Genomic DNA, 23,648 nt, shown 5'->3' with positions numbered 1-23,648 from the left:
CGGTCTCTTGATCGGCCCAGATCCTGACCATATGGTCGAGATCATGGCACCACAACCTGACCAACCGGTCAAGAAAATTGTCGAAAGGCGCTGCACATGGCATCCCAGGCCCGCCCGCTGACCAAGAAAGAGATCCGCGAGGAGAACGAGAAGCTCATTTTAGAGGCAGCGGAAAAAGTCTTTGCCGAGGCGGGGTTCGGTGGCGCGACGGTGCAGCTCATCGCGGATATGGCGGGTCTGCCAAAGGCCAATTTGCATTACTACTTCCCGACGAAAGAGGCGCTCTATCGTCAGGTCGTTCAGAATATCTTTCACGACTGGCTGAAGGCTGCGGATATCTTCGACGAAGCGCCCGGCCCGATCGAGGGGCTTGGCGCCTATATCGACGCCAAGCTGGAGATCAGCCGACGACATCCTGCGGGGTCCAAGGTATGGGCGTCCGAGGTGATGCACCGCGCGCCCGTGATTCAGGACTATCTTGAAACCACGCTTGTGGAATGGACCGATGGGCGGATGGCCGTCATCCAGCGATGGATTGATGCCGGGCTGATGGACCCGATCGACCCGCGTCACCTTCTCTACATGCTGTGGGCGACAACCCAGCACTATGCGGATTTTGGTCACCAGATCGAAACCCTGAACAACGGCCGACCACTCAGCGACCGACAATGGCGGGACGTGAAAGAGTCGGTCAAGACGATCATCCTGAAGGGCATCGGCGCCCGGCCCGCGCAATAGGTCAAGTTTGCTCGCACTGCGGGGAAACGGATGCTATGACGGTTTTCAAGAACCGCAAAGCAGGTGCCAATGGCGCAGAGTCAACCGAAACCCAAGTTCACCCGGATCCAGCAACGCAACAGGGGCAAAATCCTCGAAGCGGCGCTGCGGGTCTTTTCCCAGTTCGGGTATCGGGGATCGACGCTGGATCAAATTGCGACCGAGGCGGGCCTGTCGAAACCGAACATCCTGTATTACTTCGACGGCAAGGAAGCGATCCACCGGACCCTTCTTGAAAACCTGCTCGATACCTGGCTCGACCCGCTTCGAACGATGAACCCGGACGGCGACCCGATCAAAGAGATTCTGGGCTATGTCCACCGCAAGCTGGACCTGAGCCGGGACTACCCGCACGAAAGCCGCCTTTTCGCGAACGAGGTTTTGCAAGGCGCGCCACGGATCATCGACGACCTGAAGGGCGATTTGAAACAGCTGGTCGATGAGAAAGCAGCGGTCATCAGGGGATGGAGCGAGGCCGGAAAGATCGCCGAGGTTGACCCCTATCATCTGATCTTTTCGATCTGGGCGATGACGCAGCATTACGCGGACTTTGACGTTCAGGTCCATGCCGTGATCGGCGAAACCGACCCCTATGAAGGGGCTTCCGCCTATATGGACAGGCTGTTTACCCGCCTGCTTTCGCCTGAATAGAGCCTGATCTGACAAAGATCGGCCGGACCCGAAGGCCCGGCCAGTCGGGGAGAAAGCCTCTCTACTCTGCCGCTTTGGCAGAGGGATTGTTGGGATGGGTGGTCCAGTTCGCGTAATCCGCCTCGACCGTCTTGCCGGTGCGTGGGTCGATAGCACCCGGCGCCATCTGTTCCATTGTGATGCACCCCTCGACCGGGCAGACGTTGACGCACAGGTTGCAGGCGACACATTCGTCGTCCATCACCTCGAACACGCGATCGGCCGACATGGAAATCGCCTGATGCGAAGTATCTTCGCAGGCGGCATAGCACCGACCGCACTTGATACAGGCATCCTGATCAATCTTGGCCTTGGTGACATAGTTCAGGTCCAGATACTGCCAGTCGGTGACATTCGGGACCGCGCTGCCGACGAACTGATCGATAGAGGTATAGCCCCTTTCGTCCATCCACTGGGACAGGCCTGAAATCATTTCCTGAACGATCTTGAAGCCATAGGTCATGGCCGCGGTGCAGACCTGCACGTTGCCCGCGCCCAGCGCCATGAATTCCGCGGCGTCGCGCCAAGTTGTGACACCGCCGATACCGCTTATGGGCAGGCCGCGGGTTTCCCCGTCGCGGGCGATCTCGGCCACCATGTTCATCGCGATGGGTTTGACCGCCGGGCCGCAATATCCGCCGTGTGTCCCCTTACCGCCGATGGTCGGTTCGGGCGCCATGTTGTCAAGATCGACCGAGGTGATGGAGTTGATCGTATTGATCAGGCTGACCGCGTCCGCGCCACCGGCTTTGGCCGCGCGGGCGGGAAAGCGGATATCGGTGATGTTCGGCGTCAGCTTCACGATCACGGGCTTGGAGTAGTACATCTTGCACCACTCGGTCACCATCTGGATGTATTGCGGCACCTGCCCAACGGCGGACCCCATCCCGCGTTCGGCCATGCCGTGTGGACAGCCAAAGTTCAATTCGATCCCGTCGGCACCGGTGTCTTCGACGCGCGGCAGGATGTCCTTCCACGACTGTTCATCACAAGGCACCATAATCGAGGCGATCAGCGCACGGTCGGGGTAGTCCTTCTTGACCCGGGTCATTTCGTCCAGGTTCACCTGAAGCGGACGGTCGGTGATCAGTTCGATGTTGTTCAGACCCAGAAGGCGACGGTCAGCGCCCCAGATTGCCCCGTAGCGCGGGCCATTCACGTTGACGACCGGCGGCCCTTCGGCGCCCAGCGTCTTCCAGACGACACCGCCCCAACCGGCATCGAACGCGCGGCGGACGTTGTATTCCTTGTCAGTCGGCGGGGCCGAGGCCAGCCAGAACGGATTGGGCGAAGAAATCCCAAGGAAATTGCTTTTCAGGTCAGCCATGGGTCAGCCCTTTCCCATCAGAGTTGCATGAATGTCTTCCGCCGCATCCCGGCCTTCGGCCACGGCGGTCACCGTCAGATCGTCGCCACCACTGGCGCAGTCGCCGCCCGCCCAAACGCCAGCCTTGCTGGTGCGGCCCGCGCCGGTCACGGCGATCTTTCCGGCATCGATGGTTAGCCCCGCATCGGTGGTCAGGGTCTGGCCGATCGCCTTGAACACCTGATCGGCATTGAGCCGGAACGTCTCTCCGGTTCCTTTGAGGCCGGACCCCGTGTCCTCGGTGTATTCCAGCTCGATCTCGGTGGCGGCGCCGTTTCCATGGACGGCAACCGGCATGGCGTTGAACAGGATTTTCACGCCTTTGGAAGCCGCAAGATCCTGTTCGAACTTGCTCGCCCCCATGCGATCGGGTCCGCGGCGGTAGGCGATTGTCACGTTCTCCGCACCAAGCAGCTTGGACTGCACGGCAGCGTCGACGGCGGTCATCCCGCCGCCGATCACCACCACGTTGCGCCCGACGGGGAGGGTCGTCAGGTCGCTGGATTGGCGCAGGTCAGAAATGAAATCCACGGCATCGGTGACGCCGGCCTTGTCTTCACCGGCGGCCCGCAGCGCGTTCACGCCCCCTAGTCCAACCGCGAGGAACACCGCATCAAACTCTGCCTGAAGCGTATCAAGGTCGAGCCCATTGCCAAGCGCCCTGCCCGTTTCGATGGTGATCCCCCCGATCTGAAGAAGCCAACCAATCTCTCGCGCCGCGAAGTCATCCGTGGACTTGTAGGATGCGATCCCGAATTCGTTCAGGCCCCCGGCCTTGCCCCGCGCTTCAAAAATCGTGACGTCATGCCCATGCATGGCCAGCCGGTGGGCACAGGACAGGCCCGCGGGCCCGGCCCCGACAACCGCCACCGTTTTGCCCGTTACGCCGGCGCGGGCAAAGGGATGCACACCGCTGTTCATCAGCGTATCGGTCGCGAACCGTTGCAGGCGGCCGATCTCCACCGGCTTGCCTTCTGCGGTTTCTCGGACGCAGACCTCTTCGCACAGGGTCTCGGTCGGACATACGCGGGCGCACATCCCGCCCAGAATATTCTGGCTCAGAATGGTTCTGGCCGCCGCTTCGGGTGTTCCGGTCATGATCTGGCGAATGAACAGCGGAATGTCGATCGACGTCGGACAAGCCGTCATACACGGCGCGTCATGGCAGAAATAGCAGCGATCCGCGGCAACGACGGCCTCGTGCCGATCCAATGGCGGGTGCAGATCGTCAAAGTTGTTGGCAAGCTCCGCTGCGGACAAGCGTCCCGCGGCAATGCCCGGTGTTGTCGGACTGGTCATCGGGTTTCCCTGTTGGCTTCTTATTTGACCCCATGATGCCACAGTCCGAAATTTTATCAATTGGTAAATTTTAGCAATTCAAGATGCCCTGAATACAACGCGACCGACCGCCCCAAGGACGGTCGGCCCAGTAACGTGTTTGGTGGTTTCCCGGCCCGGCCAGGGTAACAGGCGGTCAGGCCCCAGCTGCGAGCACCTGAACCATGGCCCAAAGTGCATCGGGAACGTCCACCGGATCGAACGTCCTGCGGCTACTTCCGGGAAGCCGCACGCCCGGGTCATTCGCGATCTCGTCCGCGAGGCGCTGAACCCGCTCCGCAAGGGTCGACGCATGGGCAGACGGGTCGATCAGAATATAGAATTGGCCAAGATCATGCGGCGGCCCGTTTTCGGCCTTCAGCCCCTTCACATCCAGCGAGTTGACAGACCCGGTCAGGCCCGCCGCCAGAAACTCGACCAAAAGGCCCAGCGCCCACCCCTTGTAACTCGCCGAACTGACAAGCGACCCGCCAAGCGCCGCTGCAGGGTCGGTTGTGGGGTTGCCATCCTTGTCAACGGCCCAACCCAATGGGATGTCTTCCCCTGCGGCCTGCGCCATGGTGATCTTGCCCAACGCCACCGCAGAGGTCGAAAAATCCGCATGCATCACTGGCCCGTCTGCGCCGGGAATCGTGAAGGCAATCGGGTTGGTCCCGATCAGGGGCTTTTTGCCGCCCGGCCCGGACACAATGGCCGAGGCATTGGTAAACCCGATGCCGATTAACCCGGATGCCGCGATCTGTTCGGTAAAGAACCCCAGCGATGTGCATGTGTGCGAGTGGCAAATAGCCAAGCTGGCGATCCCGTTCTTGCGGGCAGCGTCAATCGCCAACGGCAAGGCCCGCGAAAAGGCAGGCTGCGCAAAGCCAAGCCGCGCGTCGGCGGTTATCGCCCCCGGACGGGATTCCGTGATGACGGGATCGACCTTGCCGTCGACCCGGCCCGAAACCAGCTGCCGACAGTAGCTTTCCAGATAGTAGAGACCGCAGATCACATTGCCGACCTCTTCGGCGCGGGCGACCGCACGCGCCACTTCCGCGGCCTGCCAGTCAGACGCACCGTGGGCGGTCAGGGCCTTGCGGCTGACCTCTTCAATCTCGGATACGGCGATCTGCATGGCGGTTCCTTTCGCAAATTTCGCTCTGTTAGAGCCTAATCGTTGTCGCTCTCACCGGCGCCCGCATCCGCACGGGATTTTTCTGACGGCGGAACGGTTGTCTTCATGGCGAAGCCATTCAAGGCCTCGATAACCCTACGATCCAAGCGACAAACCGTCTGCGGTAAATGCGCAATATTCGTGTCTGACAAGGCTTGAACACCAATTTCGGCGTGTTGCATCCCAAGCAGTTCCGACACACCGTCCGGCGCGACCTCTCCGGGTCCTACCTTTGCCGTGCCGCCCTCCCAATCCAGGCAAACGGACTGGCCAGTCCGACGCGCCGCGCCAGCCAGGAACGGCAGAAGCAGGATGGGCGCGGCAGTCGACCCAAGCGAAACTCGCGACGGGCCTATAGGTCCAAGGTCAGTCCCGGCAAAGTCAGATATGGCCGCGCCAAGGGCAATCGGGCAGAGCAATCCGGCCTCCAAACGTGACCAGCCGTCAGACATGATAACCAGACGATCACGACAGTCTACGACCCCGGTTTGCAGGTACGTCAAAAGCGCGGCGGGTCCGTCAATCCCTCGTGCGGCCAACCACCCAGCGGCGACCCCGGCCTCCTCGGCAAGCCCCCAGGACATTCCGGCACCGCGCGCAGCCTTGCTGCACAGTGTCTCGACCTCGTTCCGCGACAGGGTCACTTTCCCCTCGCCCGAATCGGTCCAATCCGTTCCGGCGCGGGTCGGGTCGTTTGGTTCGGCAGTCATCGCACCACGCCTTCGCTGAGGTCCAGAGGATAGGGCGCGCCCTGAAACAGGCTGATCCGCACCCATTTGTCGGATCGGGGGTCGAAATGGGTCGCGCCAAAGAACGCCAGTTTGCACCGCATCAGGTCAATCGGCAGCATCCGGTCTGAAATCAGGTTGTCCTGCACCTCTGCATAGGGAAAGCGGTCCGCGATCTGCGCCCGCCGGACCATGAAACGATGTTCGGGGTGGCGCAGAAGGAACGCGGCAACCAGATCACCGTCGGACCAACCATTGAGCGACTGTTCAAGTTCCCAAGCCAAACGGCCGGTGCACAGCGGTTGCTCTAGCGATGCCCCGTCATCCGTTGCCCGATCCCCGAGCCGCGGCTCAAGTTTTTCTTCGGACACATACCAGAACCGCGCCTGCTCCTCGGGCACGGAATAGTCGATCTTCAGCGCCCAGTCATACCGGTCCCTCAGGACGGACCGAAGGCCGCCAATCGTCATGGACCCGTCGATCGTGAAACCTGCGCTTTCATCCGCACTCATGCAGTCGGACAGGCCATCAACCAGATCGCCGTGCGGTTCCAGAACAAGCGCCAGCAGGGCCTCTTGCCCTTCTTCGGACAGGGTTTCCTCACCCCAAATCCAAAGCGCGTTCCAAGGGTATGTGTCCGAGCTTGGAAAATCGTCGAGTTTTGCGGCAATCCTTTCCAGATCACCGCGCAAATCGGCCAATTTAGACACTTGGATCGGGTGTTCGGACCGCCAGTCCGCCGCATTCACGATCGCGGCTTGGGCCGCCTCCTTCAGGGCGGCAACCTGTGCCTCAGTCGCAGTGGTCAGGGACCGAACCCGCGCCAGCGCCTCTTCCCGCGTCATCATCCAGTTGTTGAGCAGGATAGGATGGCGCACAAGAAACGGCGCCATGCCAAGTCCGGTCGAATTCCCAACGCCGAGGCCGCGCTTCAACCCAACATCAAGGCGCACCGCCGCAGCCCCGCCTTTCGCGGCAGCAAGATGTTCGACGATATCGACAGTGAACTGACGGGTGAGCCAGACAGACAGCATTTCCGCCTGAAACGGCGCCGCAAGCTCTTCGCGCCCTGCGATTTCCCGTCGGTCCGCCGCGCCGAACTTGCCGGATCCGTAAACGGCGGTGGTCCGCATCAGATAACCAACCCCGGCCATTTCTTCGGCATCGGGCTGCTGACCCTTCGCCAGCCGATCAACCACATGGGAAAACAGCCGGACAGACCGGTTTGCCCGGCTCAATGACAATTCGCGCCCGCTGATCCGACCGGCCTCTTGATAGGGGACGTTTTGTTCAAGCCGATCAAGGTCCTCGACCGTCGGATCACCATCGAACAGGGCAAAGGTTGCATCCCACGCGGTCGCGATCACACGGTCCGACCGCATGTCGTCCGGCAGATCATGGGAAAACGCCACAAGGCAGTAGGTTCGGTCGGGTCCAACCGCCCGGTAGACCGCGCGCCCGACGCCCTTGTTGTCCACATCCCACACCGGGCGGTCAAAGGTCCACGCCCCCGATTGCATCCGCCGCAAGAGAACGCGCAGGAAGGACAGTCGCATGGGATGAGCCGACCCCATCCGGGCAAGCCGCATAACCACCGAGGGCGGCCGACGGAGCACGACAGTGGCCTGCGCCAGATCCGGATTTCCCATCTTGTCCCTCCCCTATTCTGTCAACAGTCCAGAAACAGACTCTATTCAGGCCCAAAGCCGTCCTTGAAGAAACGTAGCCAATTGCCGCCCATCACGGCAGATACGTCCTGCGCAGACAGACCCGCAGCACGCAGCCCGTCGGCAATCTGGCCAAAGTCGCGGTTGTCGCCGAACCAACCCGGCATCGGCGGAAACCCCGGAGCGTCCGCGCTCCCCTCGCCGTAGTCGATGGACTTGGTCCAACGACCGACCCGCATCCATTCAACGATGCTGTCCGGCTGATCCTGGCAAAGGTCCGTCCCGATCCCGATCCTGTCGATCCCCATCAGATCTGCAGTCCGGGCAATCATGTCGCAAAAATCCTGAAGGGTGCAATTGCTGCCACCTTTCAGATGGTGGGGATACACAGAGAACCCAAGCATCCCGCCCGATTCCGATAGCGCCTTCAGGACAGTATCGGATTTGTTGCGCAGCGCCGGGTGCCAGTTGTGCGGATTGGCGTGGGTGATTGCGATGGGGCGACTGGAGTGTTCGATCGCCTCTAGTGTGGAACGCTCACCGGAATGGCTCATGTCCACGACCATACCGACGCGGTTCATCTCGGCCACAACCGCACGCCCCATGCGGGTCAGGCCGGTATCGTCATCCTCGTAACAGCCAGAGGCCAGAAGCGACTGGTTGTTGTAGGTCAATTGCATGAAGCGCAGGCCAAGGGTGTGCAGCACCTCGACCAACCCGATGTCATCCTCCATGCAGGACGGGTTCTGCGATCCAAAGAAGATCGCCGTGCGCCCGGTCTCTCGCGCCCGCGCCACGTCATCGGCGGTGCGACCCTGAAAGATCAGCTCCGGAAACCGTTCAAACCAGCGGTTCCACTTCTCGATGTTCAGGACGGTTTCGCGGAATGTCTCATGGTAGGTGATCGTGACGTGCACCGCATCGACGCCACCGTCACGCATCTGGCGAAAGATCTTTTCCGACCAGTTTGCATATTGCAGCCCGTCGATCAGCGGCGTCATTCCGGCGACCCCGCCCCGACATAGGCCGTCTTGACCGTGGTGTAGAATTCCGCGGCATAGCGGCCCTGCTCGCGCGGCCCGTAGGACGACGCGCCCCGGCCCCCGAAGGGAACGTGATAATCCGTCCCCGCCGTCGGCAAGTTCACCATCACGCAGCCTGCGCGCATGTTGGCCCGGAAATGGCTCGCCCGTGCCAGCGATTTCGTCATGATCCCGGCGGTCAGGCCAAATTCGCTATCGTTGGCGATGGCAAGCGCCTCGTCATAGCTGCCCGCCTTCATGACACAGGTAATTGGGGCGAACATCTCTTCGCGGTTCATCCGCATGTCGTTACGGGTTCCGGCGAAAACTGTCGGCGCCATGTAGTAGCCTTCGGTCGGTCGGTTCAGCCGGTCACCACCGCACAGCAGCTCTGCGCCCTCCCCTTTGCCCACGTCGACGTAGTCAAGGTTCTGCTTCAACTGCCCTTCGGACACCACGGGGCCGATCTGGGTTCCGGCCTCAAGCGCGTGACCGACTGTCAGGGCCTGTGCAGCCTGAACCAGCTTTTCGACAAAAGCATCATGGATCGCTTCGTGCACAATCAGACGGGACGCCGCCGTGCATTTCTGCCCGGTGCCCCCAAAGGCCGCGCCAGAGGCATGAGCCACGGCAAGGTCGAGGTCCGCGTCGTCCATGATGATCATCGGGTTCTTGGACCCCATCTCCATCTGCACCTTGGTCATGTTCTGGATGGCAGCGGCGGCGATCCCGCGCCCGACCGGAACCGATCCGGTAAAGCTGATCGCATCCACGTCGCGGCTTTCGACCAGCCGCTGCCCCACGTCGCGACCGGGGCCAGATACAAGGTTGAACAGACCGGCAGGAATGTCCTGCTTGGCGATGATTTCGGTCAGGGCAACTGCACTGGCCGGCGTCAGGTTGGCCGGTTTCCAGACGACCGCATTGCCAAAGGCCAAGGCCGGAGCAATCTTCCAGGCAGGCGTCGCAACCGGAAAGTTCCACGGCGACACGATGGCGACCACGCCGACAGGCTCCCGCCGCACGTCAATCTCGATCCCCGGGCGCACACTCTCGGCCAGATCGCCTTGGTTACGCAGGACCTCGGCCGCGAAGTAGGTAAAGAACTGACCGGCGCGGTACACCTCGCCCTTGCCCTCGGCGAGCGGCTTGCCTTCTTCGCGGGACACGATGGTGCCGATTTCCTCTGCGCGGGTCATCAGTTCGGTGCCAATGGCCATCAGGACATCGTGCCGTTTCTGAATGCCAGCGGCCCACCAAAGGGGTTGCGCCTTGCGCGCGGCGTGCAGGGCCTCGTCCAGTTGGGCGGCGTTGGCCTGCCCATAGGTTCCGATCACGTCTGAAAGGTCCGATGGGTTGCGGTTTTCGATCAGTCCCGCCCCGTCTTCCCAACGGCCCGCGATATAGATCCCTTTCGTCTGCGACATGGTCTTCTCCTTCTTGGTCCCGCATAGCTAGACACAAGTGGCTGGTTCAGGCAATCTGGAACAATTGAAGTTTCTTTCAGGAATTTTGAATGTCTATCAAGCTTGAGATGCTTCGGGTCTTTCGCATCGTCGCAGATCAGGGATCATTGGCAGGCGCCGCGGCACGGCTGGGGCGCACGCCCTCTGCAATCTCCATGACCCTGTCCCAGCTTGAGGCGGAGGTGGGTGCCCCCCTTTTCGAAACCGACCGCAAGAACCGGCTGACCAAGGTCGGCGCACTTGTCCTGGAGGAGGCTGTTCGGACGACAGATGTTTTCGAATCCTGCCGTATGACGATTCAACGCCTGACAGCTTCGATCGCAGGCACGGTGCGGATTGCCGCAGTCCCCTCGGCAATCGCGACAATCCTGCCGAATGCCATTGCCCACTTCCAAAAGACCCGGCCAGATGTCCGGCTGGAAATCAGCGATCTGGACAGCGCATCAGTCCGACGGCGTGTCCGGCTGGACGAAGCCGACATCGGCATCCTGACAGCGTCCGAGGAGGCGCAAGACAACGGGCTTGAGATCGAAACCGACCCGCTCGGCATCCTCTACCGCGCGGACGGCCCGATTGACCGTGCAATCAGGTCAGGCAAGGGCCGGATCAGTTGGGCAGTTCTGCGACACGAGCCGCTCATCGCAAACCCCTTGTGTGCTTGGGTCAGCCATCCGACCGTCGAAGAACTACGGGAAGCCTGCAATCTAGAGGCCCGGAACACGACCGCGCTGATCTCTTTCGTCCGAGAGGGGTTGGGTGCGACGATCCTGCCGCAAAGCGTTCGCGCGATCCTGCCAACGGGTCTTCTGCTGAACTGCCCGGATGATCCGGTCGCGCTCCGGACCCTTCGGATGATTTCGAACCCCGACCGGCGGCTTGCCCCGGCGGCTCAGGAATTCTGGTCTGTCATTCGCAGCTCGGCCCGGTCACCCGACAGTTCAATCACCTGACCGTTCGCCGCGGCCGCGTCTTCCCGGTCGTGGGTAACAAGAACCACCGGCAGCCCGCGTTTGTTGGCAAGACCAAAGACCATGGACCTTGTCCTCTCGCGCAGGGTGGAATCGAGCCGCGAGAAGGGTTCATCCAGAACAAGCGCCGAAGGCTCGGCCAGCAACATGCGCATCAGGGACACCCGGGCGCGCTGACCACCTGAGAGGGACGCCGGATCCCGGTCTTCCATTCCTTCAAGGCCAACCTCTGCAAGAGCGGAGCTGACAAGGGCCAATCGCTCAGCCCGGGACCCGCCGGGCCGAAGGCCGAAGGCAAGGTTGGCGCCAACCGACATATGCGGAAACAGAAGGTCGTCCTGAAACAGGATCCCGATGCCCCGCCGGTTTGTCGGGCGGCGAGAGATGTCAGCGCCATTCAATTGGATGAGCCCGGAGCAGGAAAACGGCGCTTGAAGCGTCCCGGTCAGACCGGCAAGCAGGGTCGACTTTCCACTTCCCGACGGCCCCATGATTGTTAGCACCTGACCACAGGGCACATCGGCGGAGATTTCCAATAACAGACTCTGTTCAAGCCAGATTTGGAAATCTCTCAGAACCAATCCGCTATCCATGCAAGACCCCCTTCCTGTGCCTCCAAAGAATACGCGGCACGGCAATTGCCAGCGCAAAGGGCAACAGCGCCGCCGCGGTCTGCCCCAACCCGAAGACCCCGATTGCACGCCGATCCCCGCCCGAGGCAAGGGCCAGCGCCTCGGTTGTCAGGGTCTCGACCCGGCCTCCGCCAATCAGCAGGGTCGGAAGATACTGGCCGACCGACACTGCCATGCCGACCGCCGCTGCCGTCAGAATCGGACCCAGAAGCATTGGCATCCTGATCCGCCAAAGGACGCGGCCCGCACCCGCGCCCAACGCGGCACCGACCGTGGCGAACCTGCTGTCCCATGCACGCCACGGGTCAGACAAGGACAGGAAGACATATGGCAGGACGAAAACGATATGGGCGGCCACGACCGCAACCCGCCCCATGTCAGCTCCAAGCCCGATCATGAAGGTTTGCAGGCCCGGCAGAAATGCGATCTGCGGAACAAGAAGAGGCACATAGAGTATCCAGGTCGCCGCTGGCCCGATCCGAAGCCTTTGTCGGTATTCCGTTTCAAGACACCCAATGGTCAGGAACAGCGCAATCAGTGTCGAAACAAGCGCGATCAAGGCGGTATCAGACGCGGCGACGGCAAGATCGCCGCTGAACCTGCGCCAGGTTTTGAATGAAACCTCGTCAGGCAAGGCATCGGGAAAGGCCCAGTATCCGGCAACGGACCAGATCGCCAGAACACCCAACCCAAGCACAACGATCACCGCAACGCTGCCGCCCAGCCATTGGCCCAGACCACCGACGATCCCCAACCCTTGGCCCCGCCCACCCTGAAAGGCCCAGCGCGACCCAAGGGCCGAGACACCCCTTTCGGCAGCCCACCAAAGCCCGAGCGCACCAACGACCAGCGAAAGCTGCAAGAGCGCCGCCGCAGCAGCAACGGTGCGCATCACAAGGTCGGGGCTCGACATCAGCCGGACGATCTGAACCGCCAGCGTGGGCGGCGTCGTCGGCCCGAGGATTAGCGCGACGTCAACCGCCGTCATCGAATAGGCAAGCACCACAAGAACCGGCAGGCGGATCTGTCGGTAAACGCGTGGAAAGACCGATTTGAGCCACCCTATCGCGCTGTCATATCCCAAAGAGAGCAGAACCATCCGGCTCTGACGTTCATTGACCTGCCCCAAGGCGGCAATTGACATCAGCAAGAGGAACGGGACCTCTTTCACCACCAGCGCCAGCACTATGCTCAGGCCCGCTGGGTCATTCAGGATCAACAGATCCGGCGGCCTGTCCCATCCCGTCAAACCCGGCGATATCAACCGTGCGATCCACCCCGACGGGGCGATAAGGAAGGCAAGCCCGAATGCCACCGCCGCGTGGGGAACCGACAAAAGCGGCGACAGCAGGAAACGGACAAGAGAAAAGAACCGGGTGCCAGCCCCGCCTGCCAGCAGCAGCGCGGTCACGCCGAGGGAAAGGCCGGTCGCAAGAATACCTGTGCTGATCGACAGCCAGATCGAGTGGCCGATCCCGGGCAGGGCCAGAAGCTCCTTGATCGGGTCAAGGGTCGGACCAGACAAGCCGGCCGCCGGAAAATGGCCAAAAGCCGGAAGAACGGCGCCGACCAACCCGGCAACGACCGGACCCAAAAGGGCAAGGATCGTGACCGCCGGAAACAGGGGCACGGACCGCCAGCGTCGCCGCATCACGGCCCCTTCCCGACGGTCCGCCGGATCACGGGGCAACGCCGAAGCGCGATTGCCAATCGGCCGCAACCCGCGTCATCCAGCTTGGGTGCGGTTCGGCAAGCACAGTGCCCAGTTCAGCCGGAGACAAGGTGGCGACCCCAAGATCCAAGGCGTCAAATGCAGCCCGATCGGCGGGGGATAGTGCATCCATGTCAAGTACCGTGCCATAGCCAAGGATTTCGGGATTCTGTGCCCGCACTTGCGCCTCTGGCGAGAGAAGGAAGTTCGCGACCACCATCGCCCCCGCCGACGAGCCCGAGTTGTAGGGGATCGCGACAAAACTTGCGTTGCCGATCGTTCCCTTGTCGAGGACGAAGGTTCGGACGGTCGGTGGCAGCTGATTGTTGGCAATCGCCGCCGTCGCCTCGCCGGGGCTGAAGGAAATCGCCAAATCAACCTCGCCATCCGCGATCAGCTGAAGCTGCGCCGGGCCGGTTGCCGGATAGGCACGACCCTGCCGCCAAAGGGTTGGTGTAAGCTCGTCAAGAAATGCCCAAAGCGGCGCGGTCACGTCGTCATAGTTCGCTTCGTCCACCGGCTGAGCAAGGACGGCCGGATCGTCGATCAGATCGACAAGCGCCTGTTTCAGGAATGTCGTTCCAAGGAAATCCGGCGGCTGGGGATAGGTGAACCGCCCCGGATTCGCGCGCGACCACTCAAGTATCTCGGCCATAGATCCAAGCGGCGCGCCAATGTCAGCCGTATCGTACATGAACACCACCTGCGCCATCGCCCAGGGGCTTTCATAGCCTTCGACAGGCACGGTGAAATCAGTCTGAACAGTCTTGCCATCAGTGTCTACAAAGGCCCAATTCGGCAAATTTTCGGCGAAGGGTCCAAAAAGAAGGCCCGCGTCTTTCATGGCCGCGAAATTCGCACCGTTGATCCAGATCATGTCGATCGCGCCGTCGGTGTCCTGTCCCGCTTGCTGTTCCGACAGCACCCGCGTGACGGCGTCTGCGGTATCGGTCAGCTTCACATGTTCCAGCGTGACGCCGTAATCTTCCAAGACACGGTCGCCGACCCAGCTGATGAAGTCGTTCGTGGTCGTGGACCCGCCCCATGCATTCCAAAATACGGTTTGCCCGCGCGCCTCATTCAGGACCGCATCCCAATTCGCGGGATCAGGGTCTGCATTGGCCAAAGTGGGCAGCAACAGGGCCGCTGCGACGGCAAGTTTCTTCATGGGACTACCTTTCAGTTGGAAAACACCTGTCGCGCGGCCCAAAGGCGCAAGACGGTCGTGACAAGACACAGGCCGGCGAAAAGGATCGCCAGAACCGGAAATTGTGCGGGAAACAAGCAGAAGGCGACGAAGAACAGGATCGTCTCGGTCCCTTCGAGGAGCCCGTTGGAATAATACAGCGACTTCACCCCCTGTGCGGTGGTTTCCATCGACCGTTTTGCCGCAAAAACCGCAAAGCCAAGAAAACTCGCCCCATTGATGTAAAACGCCGCCAACAGCATCGCCCCGGCAATCCCGTTCGTTGCCGGATTGACCAGGATGAACGCCATGGGAATGGCCGCGTAGAAGGCAAAATCGCTGGTGATGTCGAGGTAACCGCCGAAGTCGGTCCCACCGCCCGAGGCCCGCGCCACCGCCCCATCCATCCCGTCGGCGATCCGCCCGAGCGCCAAGGGAAGAAGTGCCAAACCGAACCAGCCGACTGCGATCAGAATTGCCGCGACCAGCCCAAACCCCAGCCCGATCAATGTGACGGCATCGGCATGCAACCCGATCCGAACCAAGGCCGCGCCGGCCCGGTCGAGCGGCGGATCGATCCATTTTCTCAGCGTGGCATCCAGCATCGCACAATCCTTGTGTTGCGGCTTTGTGACCGAGGGACTGCATTTCGGCAATCCGGGGTGACGGGATTGTGAGAGACTGAAGGTTTTCGTGCACCCATGCCATCGGGGCACAGAATGGACACGCCCACCCCAAGAATTTGGTTTTTGCCAAAACGGCCTATCATGCGCTACGCTGAGTCCATTGTTCATTCATTTTTCTAGAGTTTCACCATGAGCGCTGACTTTGGACAGGACACCCGTTTGGCCCGCTTGCACACCGCCCTTGGCGGTGATGAGCTGGTATTGCGCCGATTTGGCGGGGTGGAACGCCTAAACGGGCTTTTCGAATTTCGGGTCGAGGCGCTGTCGGATGACCCCGAGATCGATTTCGACGAACTGCTCGGGACCCACGCCACCGTAGAGATCATCACGATCGGGGGAGACCCCCGGTTCTTTGACGGGATCATTACGACCGCGCGCTGGGCTGGCACCGGGGAACAGGGCGTGAAGTATGAATTCATGCTGCGCCCGTGGTTCTGGATCGCGTCGAAGCGACGCCAACAACGGATTTTTCACGAAAAGACCGCCCCCGAGATCATCGAGGAGGTGTTAGGTGCTTATTCTGGGTCAGGGACTGTTCAGAACAACCTGAAGAACTCTTACGACGCGCTGGAATACACGGTCCAATACGGCGAAAGCGATTTCGACTTTGTTTGCCGGATGATGGAACGGTTCGGCATCAACTATCACTTCGAACACGACCAGATGGACCACAAGATGGTCCTGACCGACAACGTCGATGACCTGCCCGAGATCCCGGGCGGCAGCCGGGAATTCATCCCGAATGACACAAAGGTGCACGGCGAAGGCGAGCATTTCTGGAGCTGGCAGCCGGAACGGAATTTCGTGACCGGGTCGATGCGCCTGACTGACTACAACTTCAAGACGCCCGATGCGATGATGGAGGTCGATCGCACCAGCGAGGCCGCCTACGAGTCGGGCCAACTGGAAGGTTACGATTTCCCCGGCAAGTATCTTGATAGCGGCGGCGGCAAGGGCGTTGTCGCCCTGCGGCTGGATCAGGAACAGGGCGCCGACCAACGCCACCGGGCCATCGGTGACTGTGTTTCCCTGTCAGCAGGATCGCGGGTGGCGATCAAGGCGCAGTACCTGGATGCCATCGATGGCATGACCTTTGTTTGCCTCAAGGCGGAACACTATTACGAAGCAGACGCCTACGGATCGGGCGGCGGGTCTGGGTCTGGCACCTCCTACACCGGCAATTATGTGCTGGTTCAGGATGACAGCCCGGTGGTCCCGCCGCGGCGCACGCCAACCCCGGTCATCGTCGGCCCCCAAACAGCCGTTGTCGTGGGCGACGGAGAGATCGACTGCGACGAATTCGGACGCGTGCTGGTCCTGTTCCATTGGGACCTTGCCAAGGCCAATTCAATGCGGGTCAGGTCGAGCCAAAGCTGGGCCCACAAGGGTTGGGGCGGGATCACCATCCCGCGCATCGGCATGGAGGTGATCGTCGAATTCCTGAACGGCGACCCGGACATGCCGATCATCACAGGCCATGTCTACAACGGCAAGAACATGCCTCCCTATGAACTGCCCGCAAACAAGACCCGGACCAGCTTCAAGACCAAGAGCCATCAGGCTGACGGGTTCAACGAGATTCGGTTCGAAGATGAGGGCGGCAAGGAAGAGATCTTTATCCACGCCCAGAAGGATCGGAACGAAAAGACGCTCAACAACTGGTCTGAACGGACCGACAACAACTTTGTTCAGTCTGTCGGCAACAACAAATCGGTCGAGGTCAAGAACAACCACGCGGAAAGCATAGGCGGCAATATGACCCTATCGGTCGGGCCGTCGGGCATCGGGTCTATCATCTCCTCCGCTCAGGCCGGGATGGCCGAAGGCATCGGGTCCATCGCGGAAGCCTTGGGCATGCCGGGATCGCCGGGGGAAGGAAACCTGATCGTAACCGTGGAAAAGGCCCGCTCTGAAACGATCGGAACCAATTCCTCCACCACGGTGGGGATTAATTCGAGCCTGACAGTGGGCAAGGCGATTTCGGAGACTGCCGGGATCTCGATGGATATTTCGGTCGGCAAGGCGATGTCGACAACGGTCGGCAAGACCTTGAGCCTTGATGTCGGGGAAGAAGCCTCTGAATCCGTTGGCAAGAAGAAGACAATCACGGTCGGTGATGAGTTGGCGATTGTCGTGGGAAAGGCCTCGATCCTTATGAAGAAGGACGGGACGATCCAGATCAAGGGCAAGGACATAACCGTCGACGGCAGCGGCAACGTCGAAATCAAGTCCGCGAAGGACATGAACGTCGACGGTGGAAAGAATACATCGGTCGAGGCCGGGTCCGCGATGACGGTCAAGGCCGGCGGGGCGGTCACGATCAAAGGGTCGAAAATCAATCAAAACTGATCCAAGATTCCGCGGGTGGCGAGCCATTTGTGCCCGCTTTGCACCAACAGGTTGAATCAGACCCCTTTTTGTTAAGGTTTGTGTTGCCTGCACGGTGGCTTTCCGTGCAAGTTTGCCAAGAATTTTATGAATTTTTTGAGGGAAGGGGTGCTCCGATGCACGACTTGCAAGTGAAGCGCATGAAATCCGCGGGGGTCGGAGTGCTTCTTCGGGGAACTTGTCTGGGATCGCTGATCGCCATGGGGCTGGTCGGAACTCAGGCTGCTGTTGCGGCCGATCTTATCTGGGATCCGGGAAATACGGATGCCAGTGCGGATATCAATCCGGGCGATGGCAACTGGGACATTGGGACCACCGCCGTCTGGAACGACGGATCGACAGGTGGGCTGACATTCTCGAGCGGGGACAACGTCACCTTCGAAGAAGAGGCCATGCCCAACCCCGACATTGCCACCGTTACCATCACCGAGGACGTCGATCCCGGGCAGATCACCTTTCTCGCGGATACGACTGCTCCGTTTCACACGGTTGATTTCATCATCGCGGGCGGCGGCGGTGAGATTCTGTCGGCCTCCGGAACTTTTGCGCCTGGCGTGCTTCAGATCGTCATGGGGGATGCTGCCGAAATCAGTGCAGGCCTGAACGGCGATTTCCTGATCACCGGCAGCGAACAGCTGACCCTGAGCGGCGCCAGCCCGAACCTGAACCAGCTTACCGTGAACGCCGATGCGAACGTGTTTGTGTCCACGACTGGTGATCTGGCCGGGTCCATCAGCAGCGACGGAACCTTTGCGAGCGAAGGTAACATCGGAACCCTGGATGTCTGGAATGGCTCCGCCACGCTCGAAGGGACGGCAACCTATGTAAACATCCACACCGGCGCCACGGTCGACATTTCGGCCAACAACTCCGCCGGGCTGGACGTCGGCACGTTTATCCTTGGCAGCACGGTCGACCTGACGCTGAGCGACACGACTGGCACGCTGACCGCCGATACCTTCACCAACAACGGCGACGTGACAATCGAGGACGGCGGCACACTGACCATGGACGGGGGCAACCCGTTCAACAACCTGAACGGAACACTTGACGTTCAGGCCGGTGGTGTCCTTGACGGGGATGTTGAACACAATAGCACCAGCATGACAGTCCACGGGACCGTCACCGGGGATGTTGTGGCCAACTCGAACGGTCTGGTCATCGAAGGTGACGACCCGGGGGAGGACAATGCCGGTGTCATTCAGGGAACCCTGACCGTGGCAAACGGGGCGACTGCCGAAGCGGAAGACGGTGTCGAAATCGGAAGCATTTCCATCGAAACCGGGGGGAATCTTAGTCTCACGGAGTCGGGTACGGTCACGGTGACCGATGCCGGCGTTACGTCCGTGACCATCGCCAATGGCGGGACGTTGGAACATGCTACCAACGGCTCGGGAACACTTGCCCTGGCGCCTGACGCCACAATGGACGTGGCGGGGACGATTTTCGACGATGACACCGGCCCCGGTAACTCTGGCGACATCTTCACCATCGAAGCGGGCACCGTGAACCTGCTTGGGACGGCCGTTCTGGACGGTGACATCCGGTTGGATGCCGACGTGAACAGCAACATCGCAATCACCGCCTCTGGCTATGGCTTTGACCTGGATGGCGACTGGACGAACCTGGCGGGTGGCTCCTTCACCGTTGACCAGGCGCTGGACACCAATGGGAACGCGCTGATCAACAATGCGGATGATGCGTTGATTACGATCAACAGCAACATTGCCCTGACTGGTGACGTCACAAACACGAATGGCACGGTCAACATGCTGTCCAACAGCGAAGTGACCGGTGAAGTCAACAACAGCGACGCGCTCAACATCACCACGGCCACCGTGGGGTCGATCGTGAACACCGCGACCGGCACCGTGGAAGTCACCAGCGGCGGGTGGGTCGATACCACCATCGACAACGCCGGTATCTTCAACCTCAACTCCGGCACGCTGACGGTTGATGGGCTGACGACAAACCAGAACGGCGGGACGCTGACCATTGACTCCGGTGCTTTCTTTGCGGGTGATGTCACCAACGAAGCTGGCGGCACGCTGGATGTGGATGGCCAGATCAATGGAGCGGCTCAACCGTTCACCGTGAACAACTCCGGCACCATGACACTTGCCGGAACAGTCGTCGGCGCCTTGACCAACAGCGACACTGTCGATGGCACCTATGGCCTGACGGTCGACGGCGCCGCCAACATCACCGGGACCCTCACCAACTCGGGCGAGGCGCTGGTTTCCAGCACCCTGCAAGTGACCGGTGGCGTCACCAACGAAAGCGGCGGCGTCCTGACGCTGAACAGCACGCTGACCGGCAACGTGACCAACGAGTCCGGCGGCGAGGTCAACACCGATGGCACAGGCCAGATCACCGGTTCGCTGGAATCCGCTGGCGTGGTCGAGGTCGAGGCCGGTGAACAGCTGACCGTTACGGTCAATCCGCTGACCATCCAGAATGGCGGCGAATTGCTGCTGGGCGGCACGATTGGCAACCCGATCGGCCTTATCAACACGAACGTAGACATCGAAGAAGGCGGGGTGCTGAACACCACCAGCAACTCTGCCTTGATCTATGGAACACTCGCTCTGGATGGAACTGCCACCATCGAGGACACCGAGCGACTGGACGTGACTGGACTGACCACCATCGAAGATGGCGGCATCATGAACCTCGCCGGTTTCTTCAATGGCACGATGACGATCGACTCCGGCGGTGTGCTCAACTTCTCGGGTGGCGGTGCCGGGGCCGCGGTGACGAACGGCGGCACGATCAACGTTGACGGCACCGGCCTTTTGAACGGTGGCCTGAACGGATCTGGCACAATCGACATGCAGGACGGCGCAACCGACGATGTCCTGACCATTTCGAATGGCACGGCGAACCTGAACGGTGCGACGATCAATCTCGACCTGAACCTCAGCGGCACGCCGGGTTCGGACCAGATTGTTTTCACTACGATTTCGCCGACCGGGACCGTTGACCTCAACTTTAGCCTTACAACAGCCGATACCGCGCCGATTGCTGGTGGACTTGTCGTCATTGATGCCAGCGCCGCGGACGCATCCTTGGCTGGTATCACCTTTACCACCGATGATCTGGCCGCGATTCCCAGTGCGAACGTCTACTACCTCGCGCAGAACGACTCGATTGTCGCTGTACGCTCTTCGGGCAACCCGAACATCGGTGGCCTTGCGGGCGCTGTCGTCCTGACCCAATCGCTGATCGGCTCGGTCGTGAACCGGCCATCAAGCCCGTTTGTGGCAGGGCTGGCGCTTCCCGGCGACGACCCTTGCGGTGCCGGGGCTTGGGGCCGCGCGACGGGCGGCATTGCAGAAGTTGGTGGGACAACCACGGTTACCAACGACGACGGGACCCTCACGGTTGACAGCAACCTGACGGCGGAATTTGGCGGCATCCAGCTTGGTGGCGACTTCTCTTGCTTTGGTGGCTACTACAACGGTTGGGACCTAAGCTTTGGCGGCATTCTTGGTGTGAACTTCGGCTCGACCGCACAGCCGCTCTATGCCATCGACTCGCTTGGGAATGCGGACACAACTCTTGTCCTGTCGAACAACAACACCGACTTCCTTCAGACCTACGCGGGCGCTTATGTTTCCGCGTTCAAGGGTCGGTCGCTTCTGGACCTTCAGTATCGCTTCGAACAGACGACCTTTGATCTGACAAACGACCGCGCTGGCGATCCGGAATCCGCTGGTATCCTGAACCAGGAATTCGACAGCAAGGCGCAGACCCTGTCGGGATCGTACAGCTATGTCTTCCCGATCAACCAAGACCTTGGGATCAACGCGGTGCCGACGGCAGGCTTTGCCTATTCGCAAACCACGACGAACACGATTGATCTGAGCGATGATCGCACGCTCGAAATCGAGGACTTCGACAGTCAGATCGGATTTGTCGGCGGCACGATTTCCATGACCCAAATCCGTCCGAGCGGCAATTCGGCGTTCACCTATTTCGGAACCGCGACCTACTACAAGGACTTTGCCGGGGAAATCACGTCTGTCATCTACGATGGCTCCAACACCGAAACGGACGTCATCAGCTCTCCGAATCTCGGGCAATACGGCGAACTTAGCCTTGGCGTTAACTACACTCAGATCCTCGATGGGACGGGAAGCCTTCCCAATGCCCGTCAGTTGAACGCTTCGGTTCGTGTTGATGGGCGGTTCAGCGAGTCGCTGGAAAGCTGGGGTGTGACGGGTCAGCTGCGGCTTCAGTTCTGACGACGGGTTCGGGCGGCGCTTGACGTGCCGCCCCTTACCGGCCCAAGATTGACCAAAGCATATGTGGCGGTCAAAGCGATTTTCGGCCTCCGAACAATAGATTGAAGGCGTTCTATCCCCATGTCCTGGTTCAGCAAAGTTGCCTGGAAGGAAGGGTTGTTCCTGCAACCGCAGCATCTTCAGCAAGCAGATCGCTATGTTGAAAAGCTGGTTCAGGCGCGCACTTCTGTTCTGTCCCCCTATCCGTGGGGGATGATCGAGATGAAAATCGACCGCGACCTGACCCAACAGGGCCGCTTCGGACTGCGGTCGGCGGTCGGGCTTATGCCGGACGGGACGCCCTTTGACGCCCCCAACGCGGATGTCCTGCCGACGCCGGTTTCGGTGCCTGACGACGCGGCCGGGCTGACGATCTGGCTGACCCTCCCGGATGCGGCGCAGAACGGGCAGGACGTAGGCGGGCCGGGCGGATCATCGGCCGGAACCCGATACCGTATCGAAACCGAAACCGTCGCCGACAACGCCTCGGCAACCCGCGTTGAACAAACCATCGAAATCGCCGTCCCGCGTCTGGAACTGGCGCTGCGCAAGTCCCCGCGCGAAGGATATCAGTCGATCCCGCTTGGCCGGATCACCGAGGTGCGCGACGGGGTCGTTTCAATCGATGACACGGTGCCGCCCACAGGCCTGATCCTGACGGTCCATCCCGCCTATGAAGGCTACCTGACCCGGGTCATCGGATGGATGGAAGCCAAGCTTGAAAACCTTGCGCGCTTTGCCTCGGACCCGTCGTCGGGCGGCGGCATGCAGGCCTCGGACTACCTGATGCTGATGGTTCTGAACCGCGAATTGCCGATCCTTCGGCACCTCAACCAATGCGGCAAAGTCCATCCAGAGCGCCTGTATGAGAAATTGATCGGGCTGGCCGGGGAACTGGCGACCTTCGACCAGAACGAACGCCACGTGGCGGACTATGGCCCTTACGACCATGACAACGCGCGCGACGTCTTTACCCCGGTCGTTCAGGACATCCAGCGGCTTCTGTCCCGCGATGTGGGCCGCGCGGTGCGCCTGCCCCTGAAAGAGGTCCGTCCGGGCAGCTTTGCCGCGCTTGTCAACGATCGCAGCCTGTTCAGTCAGGCAACCTTCGTGGTCGAGGTCTCCTCTGGCCTTCCGCTGACCCAGGTCCAGCAGCAGTTCCCGCAGCTGTGCAAGGTCGGCCCATCGACCCGGATGAAAGAGATCATCAACAACAACCTACCGGGGGTGCCCTTGATGCACCTTCCAAACCCGCCCCGCCAGATCAGGGTCGTTGCGAAGAACGTCTATTTCCTTGTCGACAAATCCAGCGACCTTTGGCGCGAGTTTAGCGTGGCACCGGCCATCGGGATGCATTTCGCGGGGAATTGGCCAGACCTGAAGCTGGAGCTTTGGGCAATACCGGAGCAATAGAACGGGATGCATGGCGACGACGACGGCGACAAAACGGTCTTTGGACAAAAACTGCCCATGCCCAAACCGCGCGGGCAAGCCAGCGAACCTGCCCCACCGCCGCAGCAGCCAGCCGCGCCACAACAGCCCCCCCGACAGGGCGGCCAAGGCGACGCAGATCGGACAGTG

General features: G+C 60.8%; 17 protein-coding genes. 6 read left to right on the top strand and 11 right to left on the bottom strand.

Annotated elements, in window-relative coordinates:
* The first annotated feature begins 96 nt into the window (after window positions 1–96).
* Together EU803_RS10115 and EU803_RS10110 are read left to right on the top strand one after the other, a co-directional pair.
* Window positions 97–738: a TetR/AcrR family transcriptional regulator gene (locus tag EU803_RS10115; RefSeq protein WP_129682384.1), complete on the top strand. Its 642-nt coding sequence runs from the start codon at window positions 97–99 to the stop codon at window positions 736–738.
* Between the two features lie 69 nt (window positions 739–807).
* The gene (locus EU803_RS10110; RefSeq protein ID WP_129682382.1) at window positions 808–1,428 is read left to right on the top strand and encodes a TetR family transcriptional regulator C-terminal domain-containing protein; all 621 of its coding nucleotides are present in this window, start codon (window positions 808–810) and stop codon (window positions 1,426–1,428) included.
* A gap of 61 nt (window positions 1,429–1,489) precedes the next feature.
* Here the strand turns inward: EU803_RS10110 and preA are convergent, their stop codons facing one another.
* The 7 genes from preA to EU803_RS10075 form a co-directional block, all read right to left on the bottom strand.
* Window positions 1,490–2,794: an NAD-dependent dihydropyrimidine dehydrogenase subunit PreA gene (preA, locus tag EU803_RS10105; RefSeq protein ID WP_129682380.1), complete on the bottom strand. Its 1,305-nt coding sequence runs from the start codon at window positions 2,792–2,794 to the stop codon at window positions 1,490–1,492.
* 3 nt (window positions 2,795–2,797) lie between these two features.
* On the bottom strand, window positions 2,798–4,132 hold the full coding sequence (locus tag EU803_RS10100; RefSeq protein ID WP_129682377.1) for an NAD(P)-dependent oxidoreductase: 1,335 nt from the start codon (window positions 4,130–4,132) through the stop codon (window positions 2,798–2,800).
* Between the two features lie 175 nt (window positions 4,133–4,307).
* On the bottom strand, window positions 4,308–5,288 hold the full coding sequence (locus EU803_RS10095; RefSeq protein WP_129682375.1) for an Ldh family oxidoreductase: 981 nt from the start codon (window positions 5,286–5,288) through the stop codon (window positions 4,308–4,310).
* A 35-nt stretch (window positions 5,289–5,323) separates the two neighbouring features.
* Complete coding sequence (locus EU803_RS10090; protein WP_165352811.1) at window positions 5,324–6,037, bottom strand: DUF3726 domain-containing protein; 714 nt, start codon at window positions 6,035–6,037, stop codon at window positions 5,324–5,326.
* Complete coding sequence (locus tag EU803_RS10085) at window positions 6,034–7,704, bottom strand: hypothetical protein (protein ID WP_129682371.1); 1,671 nt, start codon at window positions 7,702–7,704, stop codon at window positions 6,034–6,036. Before EU803_RS10085 ends, EU803_RS10090 begins: the two co-directional genes overlap by 4 nt.
* Before the next feature lie 41 nt (window positions 7,705–7,745).
* Window positions 7,746–8,723: a membrane dipeptidase gene (locus tag EU803_RS10080; RefSeq protein WP_129682369.1), complete on the bottom strand. Its 978-nt coding sequence runs from the start codon at window positions 8,721–8,723 to the stop codon at window positions 7,746–7,748.
* Window positions 8,720–10,171 carry an aldehyde dehydrogenase family protein gene (locus tag EU803_RS10075; protein WP_129682367.1) on the bottom strand — a complete coding sequence of 484 codons (1,452 nt, stop codon included), beginning with the start codon at window positions 10,169–10,171 and terminating at the stop codon, window positions 8,720–8,722. Before EU803_RS10075 ends, EU803_RS10080 begins: the two co-directional genes overlap by 4 nt.
* An 89-nt stretch (window positions 10,172–10,260) precedes the next feature.
* Between EU803_RS10075 and EU803_RS10070 the strand changes: the two genes are divergently transcribed.
* On the top strand, window positions 10,261–11,160 hold the full coding sequence (locus tag EU803_RS10070; protein WP_129682365.1) for a LysR family transcriptional regulator: 900 nt from the start codon (window positions 10,261–10,263) through the stop codon (window positions 11,158–11,160).
* Here EU803_RS10070 and EU803_RS10065 read toward each other — a convergent pair.
* Genes EU803_RS10065 through EU803_RS10050 form a run of 4 tightly spaced genes read right to left on the bottom strand, consistent with a single transcriptional unit; the run spans window position 11,100 to window position 15,312 of the window.
* The gene (locus EU803_RS10065) at window positions 11,100–11,771 is read right to left on the bottom strand and encodes an ATP-binding cassette domain-containing protein (protein WP_129682363.1); all 672 of its coding nucleotides are present in this window, start codon (window positions 11,769–11,771) and stop codon (window positions 11,100–11,102) included. The genes EU803_RS10070 and EU803_RS10065 overlap by 61 nt on opposite strands.
* Entirely contained in the window at window positions 11,764–13,461 is a 1,698-nt protein-coding gene (locus EU803_RS10060) for an ABC transporter permease subunit (protein ID WP_129682361.1), read from the bottom strand. Before EU803_RS10060 ends, EU803_RS10065 begins: the two co-directional genes overlap by 8 nt.
* A gap of 28 nt (window positions 13,462–13,489) precedes the next feature.
* Window positions 13,490–14,689, bottom strand: coding sequence for an ABC transporter substrate-binding protein (locus EU803_RS10055; RefSeq protein ID WP_129682359.1), 1,200 nt, complete (start codon window positions 14,687–14,689; stop codon window positions 13,490–13,492).
* A gap of 11 nt (window positions 14,690–14,700) precedes the next feature.
* Window positions 14,701–15,312 (bottom strand): CDP-alcohol phosphatidyltransferase family protein, encoded by a 612-nt coding sequence (locus EU803_RS10050; protein ID WP_129682357.1) that lies wholly within the window; start codon window positions 15,310–15,312, stop codon window positions 14,701–14,703.
* Between the two features lie 210 nt (window positions 15,313–15,522).
* Here EU803_RS10050 and tssI point away from each other — a divergent pair, with 210 nt between their 5' ends.
* The 3 genes from tssI (at window position 15,523) to tssK (ending at window position 23,480) form a co-directional block, all read left to right on the top strand.
* Window positions 15,523–17,742, top strand: coding sequence for a type VI secretion system tip protein TssI/VgrG (gene tssI / locus EU803_RS10045; RefSeq protein WP_129682355.1), 2,220 nt, complete (start codon window positions 15,523–15,525; stop codon window positions 17,740–17,742).
* Between the two features lie 155 nt (window positions 17,743–17,897).
* Window positions 17,898–22,028, top strand: coding sequence for a hypothetical protein (locus tag EU803_RS10040; protein ID WP_129682352.1), 4,131 nt, complete (start codon window positions 17,898–17,900; stop codon window positions 22,026–22,028).
* A gap of 120 nt (window positions 22,029–22,148) precedes the next feature.
* The gene (gene tssK / locus EU803_RS10035; RefSeq protein WP_129682350.1) at window positions 22,149–23,480 is read left to right on the top strand and encodes a type VI secretion system baseplate subunit TssK; all 1,332 of its coding nucleotides are present in this window, start codon (window positions 22,149–22,151) and stop codon (window positions 23,478–23,480) included.
* Window positions 23,481–23,648 lie beyond the last annotated feature (168 nt).

The sequence above is a fragment of the Loktanella sp. IMCC34160 genome (assembly GCF_004145845.1).
In the GTDB taxonomy this organism is placed as follows: domain Bacteria; phylum Pseudomonadota; class Alphaproteobacteria; order Rhodobacterales; family Rhodobacteraceae; genus SELP01.
This window is presented reverse-complemented; position numbering and strand designations above follow the sequence as displayed.